The sequence below is a fragment of the Lysobacter sp. H23M47 genome (genome assembly GCF_015209765.1).
GTDB classification, from domain to species: Bacteria; Pseudomonadota; Gammaproteobacteria; order Xanthomonadales; family Xanthomonadaceae; genus Novilysobacter; species Novilysobacter avium.
Map to the genome: position 1 here is coordinate 1,836,437 of NZ_CP063658.1, position 15,670 is coordinate 1,852,106.

Annotated in this window: 13 protein-coding genes; 7 read left to right on the plus strand and 6 right to left on the minus strand. The window is 67.2% G+C overall.

Going from position 1 to position 15,670, the window contains the following annotated elements; translation table 11 throughout:
- Nucleotide 1 precedes the first annotated feature (1 nt).
- The 3 genes from INQ43_RS08280 to INQ43_RS08290 form a co-directional block, all read right to left on the minus strand.
- Nucleotides 2-1,087, minus strand: a complete 1,086-nt coding sequence (locus INQ43_RS08280; protein ID WP_194036137.1) for a hypothetical protein — start codon at nt 1,085-1,087, stop codon at nt 2-4.
- Nucleotides 1,084-2,202 carry a GNAT family N-acetyltransferase gene (locus INQ43_RS08285; RefSeq protein WP_194033849.1) on the minus strand — a complete coding sequence of 373 codons (1,119 nt, stop codon included), beginning with the start codon at nt 2,200-2,202 and terminating at the stop codon, nt 1,084-1,086. The genes INQ43_RS08280 and INQ43_RS08285 overlap by 4 nt, the downstream gene beginning before the upstream one ends.
- Nucleotides 2,203-2,578: 376 nt before the next feature.
- Nucleotides 2,579-3,919 carry a DEAD/DEAH box helicase gene (locus INQ43_RS08290; RefSeq protein WP_194033850.1) on the minus strand — a complete coding sequence of 447 codons (1,341 nt, stop codon included), beginning with the start codon at nt 3,917-3,919 and terminating at the stop codon, nt 2,579-2,581.
- Between the two features lie 405 nt (nt 3,920-4,324).
- Here INQ43_RS08290 and INQ43_RS08295 point away from each other — a divergent pair, with 405 nt between their 5' ends.
- Complete coding sequence (locus tag INQ43_RS08295) at nt 4,325-6,472, plus strand: M13-type metalloendopeptidase (protein ID WP_194036138.1); 2,148 nt, start codon at nt 4,325-4,327, stop codon at nt 6,470-6,472.
- 197 nt (nt 6,473-6,669) lie between these two features.
- On the plus strand, nt 6,670-8,007 hold the full coding sequence (xseA, locus tag INQ43_RS08300) for an exodeoxyribonuclease VII large subunit (protein WP_194036139.1): 1,338 nt from the start codon (nt 6,670-6,672) through the stop codon (nt 8,005-8,007).
- A gap of 19 nt (nt 8,008-8,026) precedes the next feature.
- On the opposite strand, the gene INQ43_RS08305 is transcribed toward xseA, so the two are convergent.
- Entirely contained in the window at nt 8,027-8,533 is a 507-nt protein-coding gene (locus INQ43_RS08305) for a hypothetical protein (RefSeq protein WP_194036140.1), read from the minus strand.
- A 13-nt stretch (nt 8,534-8,546) separates the two neighbouring features.
- Entirely contained in the window at nt 8,547-9,452 is a 906-nt protein-coding gene (gene dapA, locus INQ43_RS08310; RefSeq protein ID WP_194036141.1) for a 4-hydroxy-tetrahydrodipicolinate synthase, read from the minus strand.
- Between the two features lie 195 nt (nt 9,453-9,647).
- Between dapA and INQ43_RS08315 the strand changes: the two genes are divergently transcribed.
- The 3 genes from INQ43_RS08315 to INQ43_RS08325 are packed head-to-tail and all read left to right on the plus strand — an operon-like array spanning nt 9,648 to nt 12,141.
- Nucleotides 9,648-10,208: a glycine cleavage system protein R gene (locus INQ43_RS08315; RefSeq protein ID WP_193983727.1), complete on the plus strand. Its 561-nt coding sequence runs from the start codon at nt 9,648-9,650 to the stop codon at nt 10,206-10,208.
- A 12-nt stretch (nt 10,209-10,220) separates the two neighbouring features.
- The gene (locus tag INQ43_RS08320) at nt 10,221-10,694 is read left to right on the plus strand and encodes a peroxiredoxin (protein ID WP_194036142.1); all 474 of its coding nucleotides are present in this window, start codon (nt 10,221-10,223) and stop codon (nt 10,692-10,694) included.
- Nucleotides 10,695-10,743: 49 nt separating this feature from the next.
- Nucleotides 10,744-12,141, plus strand: a complete 1,398-nt coding sequence (locus tag INQ43_RS08325; RefSeq protein WP_194033857.1) for a PhoH family protein — start codon at nt 10,744-10,746, stop codon at nt 12,139-12,141.
- Here INQ43_RS08325 and sulP read toward each other — a convergent pair.
- Entirely contained in the window at nt 12,120-13,805 is a 1,686-nt protein-coding gene (gene sulP / locus INQ43_RS08330; protein WP_194036143.1) for a sulfate permease, read from the minus strand. The two genes, INQ43_RS08325 and sulP, sit on opposite strands and share 22 nt — an antisense overlap.
- 136 nt (nt 13,806-13,941) lie before the next feature.
- On the opposite strand from sulP, the gene thiD reads away from it, so the two are divergent.
- Both thiD and INQ43_RS08340 read left to right on the plus strand, forming a co-directional pair.
- On the plus strand, nt 13,942-14,766 hold the full coding sequence (gene thiD / locus INQ43_RS08335) for a bifunctional hydroxymethylpyrimidine kinase/phosphomethylpyrimidine kinase (protein WP_194033859.1): 825 nt from the start codon (nt 13,942-13,944) through the stop codon (nt 14,764-14,766).
- Nucleotides 14,767-14,768: 2 nt separating this feature from the next.
- Nucleotides 14,769-15,635 carry an alpha/beta fold hydrolase gene (locus INQ43_RS08340; RefSeq protein WP_228062454.1) on the plus strand — a complete coding sequence of 289 codons (867 nt, stop codon included), beginning with the start codon at nt 14,769-14,771 and terminating at the stop codon, nt 15,633-15,635.
- The last annotated feature ends 35 nt before the right edge of the window (nt 15,636-15,670 follow it).

Sequence of the window (15,670 nt, forward strand, 5' to 3'; positions counted from 1 at the left end):
CTCAGCCGTCCTGGTCGAGCATGGTGACATGCAACTGGGTGTCCTCTTCGGGCATCCGCTGCGGGGTGAGCCACAGGCCAATCAGCGGCTGCTCGCTACGCGGCACGAAACCCTCGGACCGCCATCCGGCCATCGCCGGGTCCGATGCGGTCAGCAGCAGGTGCACCGCGCTGCAGCCCTGTTGGTCGGCAGCCGAGATCAACGCGCGGATCAACGGGCGACCGATGCCGATCATCGCGTCCGTGGACCAGTAGTCCATGACCGTCAGTGGCCCGCCCTGCCCTTCGCTCACCTCACAGGCGAACCAGGCCCGCAGCCGACCGTCCTTTCCGGAGACCAGCAGGTAGTGCGCGCGACCCGCCGGCGGCGTATCGAAGCGCCACCGCAGCAGCGCGTGGTCGCGCACGCTCGTCAGCGCCTCGGTGTGCAGAGCCTCGCGCCAGAGCGCGTCCATACGCTCATCGCTGGCGCTCACCCACTCCCACTGGAGCTCCGAAAACAGGCTGTCGGCGGCCCCCGTCCGCAGACGCCTGCCGAAGTCGATCAGCAAACCCGAGGAGGACGCGAGAAAGGCCGGCATCCGGCGCCGGAGATACTCGCCGTGTCGCAGCACCCTGGCGTGCCGGACGAGTGTCCCCATGACATGGAAGCCGGCCCGTTTGCTGACAGCAACGGCATTCGACCTGGGCAAGCCGTACAGGAGGTCGAAGCGCCCACGCGCGGCGTCGATCAGGCTCTCCTGCAGCATCAATGCGGGCCCCAGCGAGCGATGCTTCTCATCAACCGCAAAGTGGGCGACCACACCGGCGCGGATGGCGCGGCCCCTGCAAACGAAAGGCCGGGGGCCGGCACCAATGACACCGACCAGGGCTCCGGTTGGCAGATGCCGCAACAGCTGCAGGATCGGCGGACCGTAGCGGTTTTCGCGGTAGAAATGGTCGAACTTCGCCCCCTGGATGCCACGCGGACCGAAGTGGTCCTGCCAGACCCCCAGGACCTCCTCGCGGTCGCGAACGACGTCGCCCGGCTGGGTCGCGTAGAGGGGCGACTCCGCGCCTGGCACAGCGGCTTGCAGCAAAGCGCTCACGGCGCCGGGACCGCGCGCAATCTCGTGACCAACTGCATCAGCCGCGCCCCTTGGCCCAGCAGTATTCGGTGGAACGCGGTGTTGCGCAGGACCGCGAAGTCGCCCAGCACGCATTCACCCGACCAAAGGCCCGGGAACATCGTGTTGTCGGCCACGGTGCACGAATCGACCGCCTTGAGCTGGGGATGGACCTCGCGCAGGTGGCGCATCTGGAACAGCTCGATCAGGATCCCCGGGGAGAAGCGCGCGTAGGCCTCGTCGTAGGCAATCTTGAAGGTGAACGCCTGGCAGCCGGCGAGGAAGTTGCATTTCATCGCGATCGGCTTGCCATCCAGCTCCAGTGAGAGCATGTGCAACTGGGAGCGGGCATGGGCCTGACAGCAGACGGCGACGAAGAAATCACGATCGCTGGACGCCATCGCCGTTCCCTGGCGTCCTTTCCAGCCACTGGCCTCCACTTCAAGGAACCGTTCGATCCACGGCATCGGGTCGTCGCCGGGCTCCATCATGCGGTAGGCAACTGCGCCCTCATCGGCCAGACGGCGCGCCTTGCGCCGCAAGGTGCTGCGCTGTTTGGCGGACATGTGTTCGGGGTCGTCCGGCGTGTCCAGGCGGTACACGGCGCGCGTCCAGCGTGTCTGCCGCGCCAGCAACTGGGTGCGATGTGCGCTGACGCTCGCCTCCAGGGCTGCGGCGACGGGTCCGTCCATGCGGATGTTGACCAGTTCGAGGATGCCGTTCGGCGCCTGCCGACTGGCGCACCAGGCCAACAAGCCTTCGATGGCCTCCGCGACGTGGGCGCGGTGGACCAGTGGCGCCGCCAGGAACGTGTAGTCGTGCGTCCACGAGCGCAGGTTGCGCAGGGGAAGCCGCTTGAAGCGCGCCCGCTGCGTCAGCGGCAACACGCAGATCAACTGCCCCGACTCGCTGCGGACCAGGGCCAGCAGCAAGGGTTCGGTGTCCAGGAATTCGAGCGTGAGCTGCAGATACCAGCTCTCATAAAACGGATTGGGCTCGACCGCATTGAATGCCAGACGGTCGATCTCCGCGGCGAGCACCGGATCGAGGGTCTTTACCGGCAGACACTTCACCGCTGTGGCCGAGACCGCGCTCATGGGCGCGCACCTGCAGCAACCGATCGCACGCGAAATGCCGACATCCTCGCAACGCCGCCACGGTGGCTATCAACCCTGTTTGCATTGACACCCATGTCATTACCTGCGGCGCGAAGCAGGTCCAGCGGAATCCGGGCGAGGATCGCCACAGGCCGCTTTGAACCTTCCTACGGGATATGAACGCGGATAACGCGGGAAGGCGGACGCCAGGACCGGGCCGCTGGAACGCGGAGGTCAAACGTGCGCTGACATCGTTGGGACGAAAAGCCGGGTCGGGAAAAAGCAAACGACCCGGAGGCTATGCGGGTCGCTTGGTAAATCCGGGCTGACGCATCGACCGGGATGACCCGGTCGATGCGCCGCTCAACGGCTTGGCTCAGGCGCTGGAACCGTCGCGGAACGAACCACGACCGCCGCGGGCGCCTGGACCCGCCGAACGCTGGCGCGGCGCGCCTGCATGGGCATGCCGCGGTGCTGCCGCGTGCGGACGTGCGGCCGCGCGCGGGCTGTTGTTGCGCGGCGGACGGCCGGCACCGGCGTTGTTGCGCGGGTTCGGAATCGCCACGTCCAGGCGGATCGGACGGCTGGGCTCGTAGCCCGGCACGACCACCATCTCCACGTCCTTCTTCAGCACGTGCTGGATCTGGCGCAAGAGGCCACCCTCGTCGTGGGAGACCAGCGACAGCGCCTCACCGGTGGAGCCGTTGCGGCCGGTACGGCCGATCCGGTGCACGTAGTCCTCGGCCACCATCGGCAGGTCGAAGTTGATCACCAGCGGCAGGTCGGGGATGTCCAGGCCGCGGGCGGCCACGTCGGTCGCCACGAGCACGCGGGCACGGTTGCCCTTGAAGTCGCGCAGGGCTTTCTGGCGCTGCGCCTGGCTCTTGTTGCCATGGATGGCAACCGAGCGCAGGCCGGCGGCCTCGAGCTGTTCGGCCAGACGGTTGCAGCCGTGCTTGGTGCGACCAAACACCAGCACCTGGTCGCCGGGGCGCTTGGCGATGATGTCGATCAGCAGGTCGCGCTTGCGGCCGCTGTCCACCGGATGGGCACGGTGGGTGATCGTGTTGGCGATCGCGTTGTTGGTGGCGACCTGGACCTGCTTGGGGTCGCGCATGAACTGCAGCGCGAGCTGGCGGAGCTGGGATTCGAACGTCGCCGAGAACAGCAGCGTCTGGCGCTCGGCCGGTACGCGGCCCAGGATGCGCTTGATCGCCGGCAGGAAGCCCATGTCGAGCATGCGGTCGGCCTCATCCAGCACCAGCACTTCGATCTCGTCAAGCTTCACCGTGCCGCGCTCGATGTGGTCGATCAGGCGGCCGGGCGTGGCGACGATCACGTCGACGCCGCGGCGCAGGTTCTCGACCTGCGGGCCCATGCCGGCGCCACCGAAGATCGTGCAGAAATTCATCCGCAGGTACTTGGCATAGCTGCGCAGGCTGTCGTTGACCTGCACGGCCAACTCGCGGGTCGGCACCAGGATCAGGGCGCGCGGCTTGCGCGAACCGTTCGGGCCGGTCTGCTTGGAGAGGCGGTTGAGCAGCGGCAGGCCAAACGCGGCGGTCTTGCCGGTACCGGTCTGGGCGCCGCCGAGCAGGTCGTTGCCGGCCATGATCAACGGAATGGCCTGGACCTGGATCGGGGTCGGGCTGGTGTAGCCCTGTTCGGCGAGCGCGCGCAGCAAGGCAGGCGCAAGGCCGAGGTTTTCAAAAGACATGTTGTAGCTCCGAATATAGAGAACCGCACAGAGGTGCGGTAAAGACCCGGAGCGTTCCCTGTAACCGCGCTGCGAGTATTGGTGTGACGGCACCGGATATTCCGGACCGTGTCGGCGCGACGAAAGACGTGCGGGATATTCGCACCGGACCACGCCTTTGGGCGGGGGGTCTTGGCCGATTGGCCAACCCGTGCGAGGGCATACCTGGGAAACGTGACCCTTGCGGGCAGGCAGCCGTGCGCTGAACAGGCGAATCTTACGTGATGCATCCCGATCGCGCCACTGTGCCCAGGTCCTCGTTCAGATACGCGTCCCATGACCTCTGACACGCCTCCGCGATGCGCGTTGGGTCTACTGTCCACACTGATCGGCTTCGACGCACTGTTCTCGGGGCCGCCCTTTCCAATGCCAACGCCGGAGCCTTACGTGAGCCAGACCAGATCGAACGCCTTCAAACCCCGCGTGCTTTTGTTGAGCCTCGCCATCGCGACCGCGGTGTCCGCCTGCTCCAAGGACGCCGCGCAGGACGCGGACCGCGCCGCGACCAGCGCCACCGATGCACCCGCCGTCGCGACATTGACGCTGGACGAGAGCGCGCTTCCACCCGTCAACCGTTTCCAGATCTCCGATCTCGACAAGTCCCAGGACGCGTGCGTCGATTTTGGCAGCTACGTCAACGGCACCTGGCTGGCGGCCAACCCGATTCCTGGCGACCGCACCAGCTGGGGCGCGTTCGAGATGCTGTCAGAGCGCTCCATTGCCGCCCAGCGCCAGCTCGCCGAGCAGGCCGCGGCCGACACGAACGCGACCGGCGTGGAAGCGATCGTCGGCAACTTCTGGGCCACCGGCATGGACGAGGAGAAGATCAACGCCCAGGGCATCAAGCCGATCCAGTCGCGCCTGGATGCCATCGCCGCCCTGGATGACCAGCAGAAGATCGCCGACTACCTGCGCACCAGCGCGGCGGAAGGTGAGAACTTCCTGTTCGGCTTTGGCGCCGAGGCCGACTTCAAGGCCTCCGACATGAACATCGCCTACGCCGCGCAGGGTGGCCTCGGCCTGCCGGACAAGACCTATTACGTCGACGCCGACAAGGCCGACAAGCTTGCCGCCTACCAGGCCCACGTCGCCAAGGTGCTCGAGCTGTCGGGCACCGATGCCGCCCAGGCCGCGGAGCAGGCCAAGCAGGTGGTCGCCTTCGAGACGCGCCTGGCCAAGGCATCCAAGTCCAGCGAGGAGATGTCGCGCGACGTCTCGCTGTTCTACAACCCGATGTCACCGGCGGACGCCGACAAGCTTACGCCCAATTTCCCGTGGACGACGTTCTTCGAGTCGCAGGGCGTGGCGACACCGAAGATGTTCTCCCTGGCCATTCCGGCGCTCCATGAGGAAGTCAGCAAGATGCTGGCCGACGTGCCGGCCGACCAGTGGCAGGCCTACCTGCGCTTCCACACCGTGGACGGCGCGTCGCCCTACCTGTCCGACGCGTTCGTGCAGGAGAATTTCAACTTCTACAGCAAGGCCATGCGCGGCCAGGCCGAGATGAAGGAGCGCGCCAAGCGCGTGCTCGATACCATCGAGAACGAGACCGGCGAGGCGCTGGGCCAGCTCTACGTGAAGGTGGCGTTCCCGGAAGAGTCCAAGGCGCAGATGGAGCGCCTGGTGGGCAACCTCAGCGACGCGCTGAAGGTCCACCTGGAAGGGCTGGACTGGATGAGCGACGAGACCAAAGCCAAGGCGATGGAAAAGTGGGCGAGCTTCACCCCGAAGATCGGCTTCCCCGAGAAGTGGCGTGACTGGAGCGGCCTGAACACCAGCCGCGACAGCTACATCGAAAACGTCATGGCGGCCAACGAGTTCAACTACAAGTGGAACCTGTCCAAGATCGGCAAGCCCGTGGACAAGACCGAATGGGGCATGAGCCCGCAAACGGTGAACGCCTACTACAACCCGCTGGCCAACGAGATCGTGTTCCCGGCCGCGATCCTGCAGCCGCCCTTCTTTGATCCCAACGCCACCGACGAGATGAACTACGGCGGCATCGGCGCGGTGATCGGCCACGAGATGATCCACGGCTATGACGACCAGGGCAGCCGCTTCGGACCGACCGGCAACATGGAGGACTGGTGGACGCCCGCCGACAGCAAGGGCTTCCAGGGCCGCACGGACAAGCTGATCGCCCAGTTCGACGGCTATGAGGCCATGCCGGGCAAGCACGTCAACGGCAAGCTGACCCTGGGCGAGAACATCGCCGACCTGGGCGGCCTGGCCGTCGCCTACGACGCGATGAAGAAGGCCACCGAGGGCAAGGACGACCCGATGACCGACGGGATGACGCGCGACCAGCGCTTCTTCGCCAACTGGGCAACCGTGTGGCGCCGCAACTTCACCGACGACGAGCTCAAGGTCCGCCTGGCCACCGACCCGCACGCGCCGGCGAACTTCCGCGCGATCGGTGCGCCGTCGAACATGCCGCAGTTCGCGGCGGCGTTCGAGTGCAAGCCGGGCCAGCCGATGGTCCGCGCCAAGGACCAGCAGGTGGTGATCTGGTAGTCGCCTTCAGATCCTGCTGAAGCATTGACGGGCTGCGCTGATGCCCCAAAAGGCCCGGAATCGTATCCGGGCCTTTTTTGCACTCTGTCGGGGCGCTGGCGATCGCGCGGCACCGGATCGACCTCCCCCCAGCTGCTGCGGGAGATGACCGCCCCACCCGGCTGCGCTACCGTGGTCGGCCGCCTTGCCCGCTTGCCATGATCGCCACCGCACCCGACCACGTCCTCACGCCCAGCCAGCTCAACACCCTGGCGCGCGACCTGCTGGAGGGCGCATTTCCGTTGGTATGGATCGAGGCGGAGCTGGGCAATGTGGCCCGCCCGTCGTCGGGGCACCTGTACTTCACGCTGAAGGACTCGCGCGCGCAGGTGCGTTGCGCGATGTTCAAGCCCAAGAGCACGTGGCTGAAGTTCATCCCCCGTGAGGGCATGAAGGTGCTCGCGCGCGGGCGACTGACGCTGTACGAGGCTCGCGGCGAATACCAGATGGTCCTGGACCACATGGAGGAGGCCGGTGAAGGCGCGCTGCGGAGGGCGTTCGAAGAACTCAAGGCGCGACTGCAGGCCGAAGGCCTGTTCGAGCAGGCGCGCAAGCGTGCCCTGCCGCCCTACCCCGCGCGGATCGGCATCATCACCTCGCCCAGCGGCGCGGCGGTCCGCGACGTGGTGAGTGTTCTGGAGCGCCGCTTCCCTCTGGTCCAGGCCGACATCCTGCCGGTCCAGGTGCAGGGCAATGCGGCTGCCGGGCAGATCACCGCAATGCTGCAGCGCGCGGCCGCCTCGGGTCGCTACGACATCCTCGTGCTCGCGCGCGGCGGTGGCTCACTGGAGGACCTGTGGGCGTTCAATGACGAGCAACTGGCGCGAGCGATCTCCGCATGCGCGGTGCCGGTGGTCTCCGCGGTCGGCCATGAAACCGACTTCAGCCTGTCCGATTTCGTCGCCGACGTGCGCGCGCCGACACCCTCGGTCGCGGCCGAGCTGCTGGTGCCGTCACGCGAGGACGTCACCCGCCATCTGCGAGCACTGGAGGCGCGGCTGGCCAGTCTGCAGTCGCTGCACCTGCGTCATGCCATGCAGCGAACCGACCGTGCAGCGCTGCGGCTGAACGCCATGCGGCCGCGGGCCCGGCTGGACCTGCTGCACAGGCGCCAGCTCGAGGCGATTCGGCGACTGGACGACGTCCTGCGCCGCCGTCTGGTCGACGCACGTGTGCGCCTGCGGCATGCCGAAGCGGTCCTGCGCATGCACCATCCGCAACGACGGATCCAGCAACTGCGCGAGCGTCTGGCAGCACTCTCCACACGTCCGCAGGCGGCGGTGGCGCGGCGCATGGCCAACGACGCACTCGCGCTGCGGGGACTGGCCCGGTCGCTGGAAGCCGTGAGCCCGCTGGCGACGGTGGCCCGCGGCTACGCCATCGTCCGCCATGAGGACGGACGCGTTGTGCGCAGCGTCCTGGATGCGGCTCCCGGTGACGGACTCCAGCTGCAGCTGGGCGATGGCCAGCTGCAGGTGCGCGTGGAGCGCCGCTGAATTCTGGGTCAGGCGGCGGTTACTGTCCGCCGACCGCCGTCTTCAACGCTTCCAGGAGTTGTGCGGCCGATGCTTCGCTGGCCGGTGTGGCGCGCGGATTGAGGGTGGAGACCGTCGAACCGGCGGCAGCGCTGTTGACCCGGACGAGGAAGTTCGCACCCTGGTAGCTCAGATCGAACACACCCAGGGTTTTTGCGCGGTTTTCGATGGTGACACCGCCAACCGCGGCCAGGGCCTTGTCGATTCGATCAAAGGCGGTGTCGCGATCCTCGCTCATGCTGAAGCCGGCACTGGATGCGGACCTGGCGCTACTCACCGTCTCCGACGCGGTGACCGGGCCCGCTGGCGCCGCGCCGGTCGCGCTCTCGCCCGCCAGGACGAGATCTGGAGGCACCTCCAGTGGACGCGTCTGCGCGGTGTAGAGCGAATTGTCCTTGCGCATCCAGCTGCAGCCCGACATCGCGACCAGACCAACAAGGAGAACGCCGGCAATCGCGGCGCGGGACATCGGAACGGTGGAACGCATGGGAATCTCCAGGTCAGCCAGCGACGTGAGCGTCACAGGCAAGTTCAAGTTCACGGATCGCGGCGGCAACCGCAACGGCCGCATCATGGTGGGCTGCGGACAGCGGCAGCAAGGGCAGGCGCAGGCCGGCGCCGATCTGCTGGCGCGCGAGCAGCGCCTTCACCGGAATCGGATTGGATTCGACGCAGAGGAAAGCATAAATGTCCGCCATGCGCTCGCTCCAGCCCGTCGCAGCTGCCCCTTTGCCATTGCGGGCGAGTTCGCACAGGCGCCGGAATGAGCGCGGAAGGACATTGGACGCGACCGAGATCACGCCGTCGGCGCCGGCGAGTATCGCCCGGCAGGCTGTCGCGTCATCACCGGTGAGCACGGCGAAATCGTCGGCCCGCAACGCCAGCAACTCCTGCATCCGCTGTGGCTCGCTGCACGCTTCCTTTATTCCGACGATCCGCGGGTGCCCGGCAAGCTGGGCGACCGTGGCGGGCAACATGTCCACGCCGGTCCGGCCGGGGACGTTGTAGAGCAGGATCGGCAACGCGCCGTCGTCGGCGATCGCGCGGTAATGCGCGACCAGGCCCGGCTGGGTGGGGCGCACATACGCAGGGGTGACCACCAGTGCCGCATCGGCGCCCAGCGCCGCGGCACGGCGCGTCTGCTCGATGGTCCTGGCGGTGGCGGACTGGCCCGTTCCGGCGATCACCGGCACCCGCCCACCGACGCGCTCGACCGCCATGCGCAGCAGCACGTCGAACTCGGAATCAAACAGCGCCGCCGCCTCGCCGGTCGAACCGGCGACCACCATCGCCTCGGTACCGCCCTCCAGTTGCAGGTCGATGAAGCGGACCCACGCATCCAGGTCCAGCTCGCCGTCGACGTCGAATGGGGTTGCCAGTGCGGTGATGCTGCCGGAAAGTCGCAAGTCGGGGGCCTTGAACGGTGGAGTGCTGGGGCGTGGGCGATGGCGCGGATGACGTGCCGATGTTACTTGCGGCGCGAAAGCACGGGCAAGTATGCTGCCTGCAGCCCCGCTCCGCTCGCGGAACGCGGTTCAGCTCCGGGCGCTGTGCGCTTGCACACCGGATCGGAGCCAGTCCCCACATTTGCAGGCGAAGCCTTGACCGATCCAACTCCGCGGCCGTCGCCGAATGAAAACCACCTCCTGATCAACGCCTATTCGACGCATCCGGACTCTCCCTTGTTGCCGGTCTCGCGGCGGATCACCGAAAGCGGCTGCAACCTCGTCGATGCCCGCCTGTCCACGGTCGGCCGCGATGTCTCGGTCACGGCCCTGGCGATGGGCTCCTGGGACGCGATCGCCAAGCTGGAGGCCATGCTGACCCGGCTGGAGCGCGAGGACAGCATCAAGCTGATCTGGTATCGCACCGGCGAGAAGGAGGCCCAGTCCGACCTGCTGCCCTACATCGTCGAGGTGGTGGCGGCCGACAAGCCGGGCATCACCTTCCAGCTGGCCGATTTCTTCGACCGCCAGGGAATCAGCATCGAAAGCCTGCACTGCACCCGCTACCGGGCGATGCAGACCGGCGCGGACATGTTCTCCGCGCAGATCACCATCGGCGTGCCGGCCAGCATGCATATCGCCGCGCTGCGCGATGACTTCCTGGAGTTCTGCGACCACCTCAACCTGGATGCCATCCTGGACCCGATGAAGTTCTGAGGAGACCCGTTGATGCTCGAAACCGGTGACGCTGTTCCCGCCGATCTCCCGCTGGCCTTGTCCAGCGGCGCCACCACCACCCTCGCCGACTACCGTGGCCAGTGGCTGGTGCTGTACTTCTACCCCAAGGACCACACCCCCGGCTGCACCACCGAGAGCCGTGACTTCACGGCGCTGCTGCCGCAGTTCGAGGCGGCCGGCGCGAGCATCCTGGGCGTCTCGCGCGACTCGGTGAAAACCCACCAGAACTTCATCGCCAAGCAGGAACTGGGCTTCGAGCTGGTCAGTGATGCCGACGAGTCCCTGTGCAACGCCTTCGGCGTCATCCGCGAGAAGACCATGTACGGCCGCAAGGTGATGGGCATCGTGCGCAGCACCTACCTGATCGATCCTGACGGCGCCATCGCGCACGTCTGGCAACCAGTGAAGGTGCCCGGCCACGCACAGGCCGTGCTGGATGTACTGCTAGCGCATGCCGGCGCCTGATCCTGACGGCGCGCCACGCGAACCCCTTTAACGCGCTGCGGAGTTTTCGATGACCGGAAGCAAGCGGATCTATGTGCTGGACACCAACGTGCTGATGCACGACCCGACCGCGCTGTACAAGTTCCAGGAGCACGACGTCTACCTGCCGATGCAGGTGATCGAGGAGCTGGACGCAGGCAAGAAGGGCACCACCGACGCCAGCCGCAACGCCCGCCAGGTCAGCCGTTTCCTCAACGAACTGGTCGAGGCGGCAGGCACCGAAAAGATCGCCACCGGCATTCCGCTCACTCCGCCCGGCGGCCTGCAGCTGCGCGGCCAGACCAGCGGCGGTTGCCTGCGTTTCCAGACCGACAACTTCGATGCCGGCAAGCGCTTTGGCGCCGTGGTTCCCGACAATGCCATCCTCGGCGCGATCCTCGCCCTGCAGGAAGCCGAACCGAACGCCAACGTGGTGTTCGTGTCCAAGGACATCAACCTGCGGATCAAGTCGGCGATTGCCGGCATCGTCTCGGAAGACTACGAGAACGACCGCGCGCTCGACGATTTCAGCCTGCTGTACACCGGCGCCACCGAGCTGCCCGCGGATTTCTGGCGGCGCCATGGCAAGGACCTGCGCTCATGGACGGATCGCGGACATACCTACTACGAGATCAACCGGATCGAGGGCGACAGCTGGTACCCCAACCAGTTCCTGTACCTGCCCGGCGATGACGAGACCGAGCTGAGGGTGACCTCGGTCGGCGCCGACAGCGTCATCCTGCAGATCGTCGATGACTACCGCCATGTCCAGCACGCCGTCTGGGGCATCACCGCGCGCAACCGTGAGCAGAACTTCGCCCTCAACGCGCTGATGGACCCGGAGATCGACTTCGTCACCCTGCTGGGCACCGCCGGCACCGGCAAGACGCTGCTCGCGTTGGCCGCGGGCCTGGCCCAGACCATGGACCAGCAGCGCTACCGCGAGATCATCATGACCCGCGCCACGGTCAGCGTCGGCGAGGACATCGGCTTCCTGCCCGGCACCGAGGAGGAGAAGATGACGCCGTGGATGGGCGCGCTCACCGACAACCTGGAAGTGCTGACCCACAACCAGTCCGGCGGCAGCTGGGGCCGCGCGGCCACCAACGACCTGCTGGCGAGCCGGATCAAGATCCGCGCGCTGAACTTCATGCGCGGACGCACGTTCCTGACCCGCTGGCTGATCCTTGACGAAGCGCAGAACCTCACGCCCAAGCAGATGAAGACGCTGGTCACCCGCGCCGGCCCCGGCACCAAGATCATCTGCCTGGGCAACGTCGAGCAGATCGACACGCCCTACCTCACCGAGACCACGTCCGGGCTGACCTACGCGGTCGACCGGTTCAAGGACTGGCCGCACAGTGCGCACGTGACCCTGCGCCGTGGCGAGCGCTCGCGCCTGGCCGACTACGCCTCAGAGGTGCTCTGAGGCTGCAGTGCTGCCTTTTCGGCGCGCTCGCGCTCCACGTAGGCGAGCGCTTCACCCAGGTCGGCAAAGTAACTGGCCGGGTCGGCGCGACTGACGATCCCGGCACGCACCAGCTTGCGCAGCACGCGCAGGCTGGCGCCGCAGAGCAGGATGCGCACGCCCTTTTTCGCCTGCGCCCGGATCGTCGTATCCAGCCGCTTCAAACCGGTCGCATCCAGTAACGGCACCCGGTCGAGCCGCAGGACCAGGAACTCGGGCGCATCGCGGCTCCACGAAAGCGCGCGATCCAGCGATTCCACCGAGCCGAAAAAGAACGGCCCGTTGATCGAGTAGACCATCACCGCAGGTGGCAGGTGCTCGACCCCAAGCCGCGCCAGTTCCGCGCGCAGCGAATGCGGGTCCTCCTCCAGCACTTCGACGGACGAGGACATGCGGCGCACGAACTGGAACATGGCCAGGATCACGCCGATGTTCACCGCCACCACCAGGTCGGTAAAGATCGTCAGGGTGAAGGTGATCAGCAGGATGACCATGTCCGCGCGCGGCGCACGGCGCACCATGCGTACAAAGCGCCCCGCCTCGCTCATGTTCCAGGCGACCACGAACAGGATCGCCGCCAGCGCCGCCAGCGGCACCTTGCCGGCGTAGGGCGCGATCACCAGCAGCACCAGCAGCAGCGTGATGGAGTGGACGATGCCGGCCAGCGGACTGGTGGCGCCGTTGCGGAAGTTGGTGGCCGTGCGGGCCAGCGCCCCGGTCGCCGCGATGCCGCCGAACAGGGGCGAGACGATGTTGGCAACGCCCTGCCCGATCAGTTCCTGGTTGGAGTTGTGGCGGGTTCCCGCCATGCCGTCGGCGACGACCGCCGACAGCAGTGACTCGATCGCCCCCAGCATGGCAATGGTGAAGGCGGCCGGCAGCAGCATGGTGATCTGGTCGAAGCTCATGTCCGGCCAGTGGAAGCTTGGAAGCGTGCGCGGGATGGCCCCGTAGGCCGACTCGATGGTGGCGACACCGGGCATGGCGAACGCGGTCGTCAGCACCGTCGCGATGATCATCGCCAGCAGCGGCCCGGGCACCTTGGTCAGGCCCGGTATCCGCGGCCCCAGAAGCACCAGGGCCAGGCTGCCGAGCCCGATCAGCGTGGTCGGCCAATGCAACTGCGCAAAGGACTGCAGCAGCGCGAAGGTCTTCTGGTAGAAAGCATCACCGGCCGGCTCCGGCAGGCCGAAGAAGTACTGCCACTGTCCGACCCAGATGATCACCGCGATGCCGGCGGTGAAGCCCACGATCACCGGATCGGAGATGTAGCGGATTACCGAGCCCAACCGGGCCAGGCCCATCAGCACCAGGATCACGCCCGCCATCAGCGTCGCCACCAGCAGCCCTTCCACGCCGAACTTGGCGACGACGCCCGCGAGGATGACGATGAAGGCGCCGGTCGGACCGGCGATCTGGATCCGGGTACCGCCGAAGATCGACACCAGCAGGCCAGCGATGATCGCCGTGTACAGGCCCTGCTCGGGCTTGACTCCCGAAGCGATCGCGAAGGCCATCGCCAGCGGCAAGGCGACGATGCCGACGATGATTCCGGCGACGATGTTGGGCAGCCAATGGGCGCGCTTGAACAGTCCGGCGCGATAGCCCTCGATCAGCGCAATCATGCTGGCGGCATCCAGAAGAAATCCTTTCCCATCAAGACAGTCACATCCCGCGCATCGAACCCGCCATGGATTCTACGCCAGGGCTTTTTCACCTGATGGTATCGTCGCCTGCCCTTCCGCAGCCATGACGACCTCCATGAACTCCTCCCAGGTGGTGTGCGCCCTGACCATCGCCGGCTCCGATTCCGGTGGCGGCGCAGGCATCCAGGCCGACCTGAAGACGTTCGCCGCCTACCGCGTACACGGACTGAGCGCGATCGCCGCGCTGACCGCGCAGCACACCCGCGGGGTGACGGCGGTGCACCTGCCCGACACCGGCTTCCTGCGCGCGCAGATCGATGCCTGTTTCGACGACTTCCGGATCGGCGCGGTGAAGCTGGGCATGCTGGCCAGCGCCGAGGTCATCCTCGCCGTCGCCGACGCGCTGGAGGTCCACCGCCCTGCGCACGTGGTGCTTGACCCGGTGATGGTCGCAACCTCGGGCGCGCGCTTGCTGGAACCCGCCGCTTTGGCGGCACTGCGCGAGCGCCTGATGCCGATGGCCACCCTGGTCACCCCGAACCTGCCCGAGGCGGAGCTGCTGCTCGGGCATGCGGTGACGACCGCGCCGGCGATGCGGGAGGCCTGCCACGGTCTGCTCGCGGCTGGTGCACGCGCGGTACTGTTGAAGGGCGGCCATCTGGATGACGGCGGGGACGTCATCGACCTGCTGGCCACGTCCCGAAATGCGCCGATCGAGGCGATCCGGCACCCGCGCCTGGCGCTTGAAGCGCATGGCACCGGTTGCACCCTTGCCTCGGCCATTGCCGCCAACCTGGCGCTGGGCGCGGATCTGTCGACGGCTTGCCGCGTCGCTTCCGATTACGTCCACCGTGCACTGTTGGGTGGCTACCGTCCGGGCCAGGCCGACGTGGTGGTGCTGGACCACTTCGGGGCCGGGGCATCCGGCGCGGTGCGCTGATCTTGCCGGCGAACCAGGCACCGCGTGCAGGCGCATTGCATGTGCAGCAGTTGGAGGCCGTCGCAGCGGACGGTCACCGCTGGGAGCTGCAGGCGGTAATCCCCGAGAACCCTACCGCCCGGCTGTTGTGGTTGCCTGCGCTCGGCACTGCGGCGCGGCATTACCTCCCGCTTGCGCAGGCGCTCGCGGCGCGTGGCGTGGCGGTGTTCCTGCACGAGTGGCGCGGGCACGGCAGCAGCAAGCTGCGCGCCGGTCGAAACTGCAACTGGGGCTATCGGGAGCTGCTGGAACTCGACCTGCCCGGCAGCGAAGCGGCTATCTCCAGGATCACTGGACCTGGGTTGCCGCGGATCATGGGCGGACACAGCCTGGGCGGGCAGCTGGCGTGTTGCCGGGCGGCCTTGCACCCCGAGGCCGCTGCGGAGATCTGGCTGGTCGGCAGCGGCGCCCCCTGGTGGCGCGCATTCCCGTCGCCCATGCGCTGGTGGCTGCTGATCGCCTATCGTGTCCTGCCTTGGGTGGCGCGTATCCACGGCCACCTTCCGGGCCGACGGATCGGTTTCGGTGGCCGCGAGGCGCGCGGGCTGATCACCGATTGGGCGCGCACCGCAACGAGCGGGCGCTACGCGGCGGCGGGACTGGACGCCGACCTTGAGCAAGCACTCGCCACGGCGACGCCTGCGATCCACGGCGTGGTGCTGGCCGATGACTGGTACGCCCCGGAAAGCTCGTTGAATTTCCTGCTCGGCAAAATGCCGCAGGCTGAGATCTCGGTGACCACGCTTGACGATGCTGCACTGGACATCGATGCCGACCACTTCAAATGGATGAAGCGACCGGGCGCCGTGGCGGCGGCGTTGCTGGGCTGAGCTGCCACAGCAACCGCCATGGCCGAGCGGCGTCG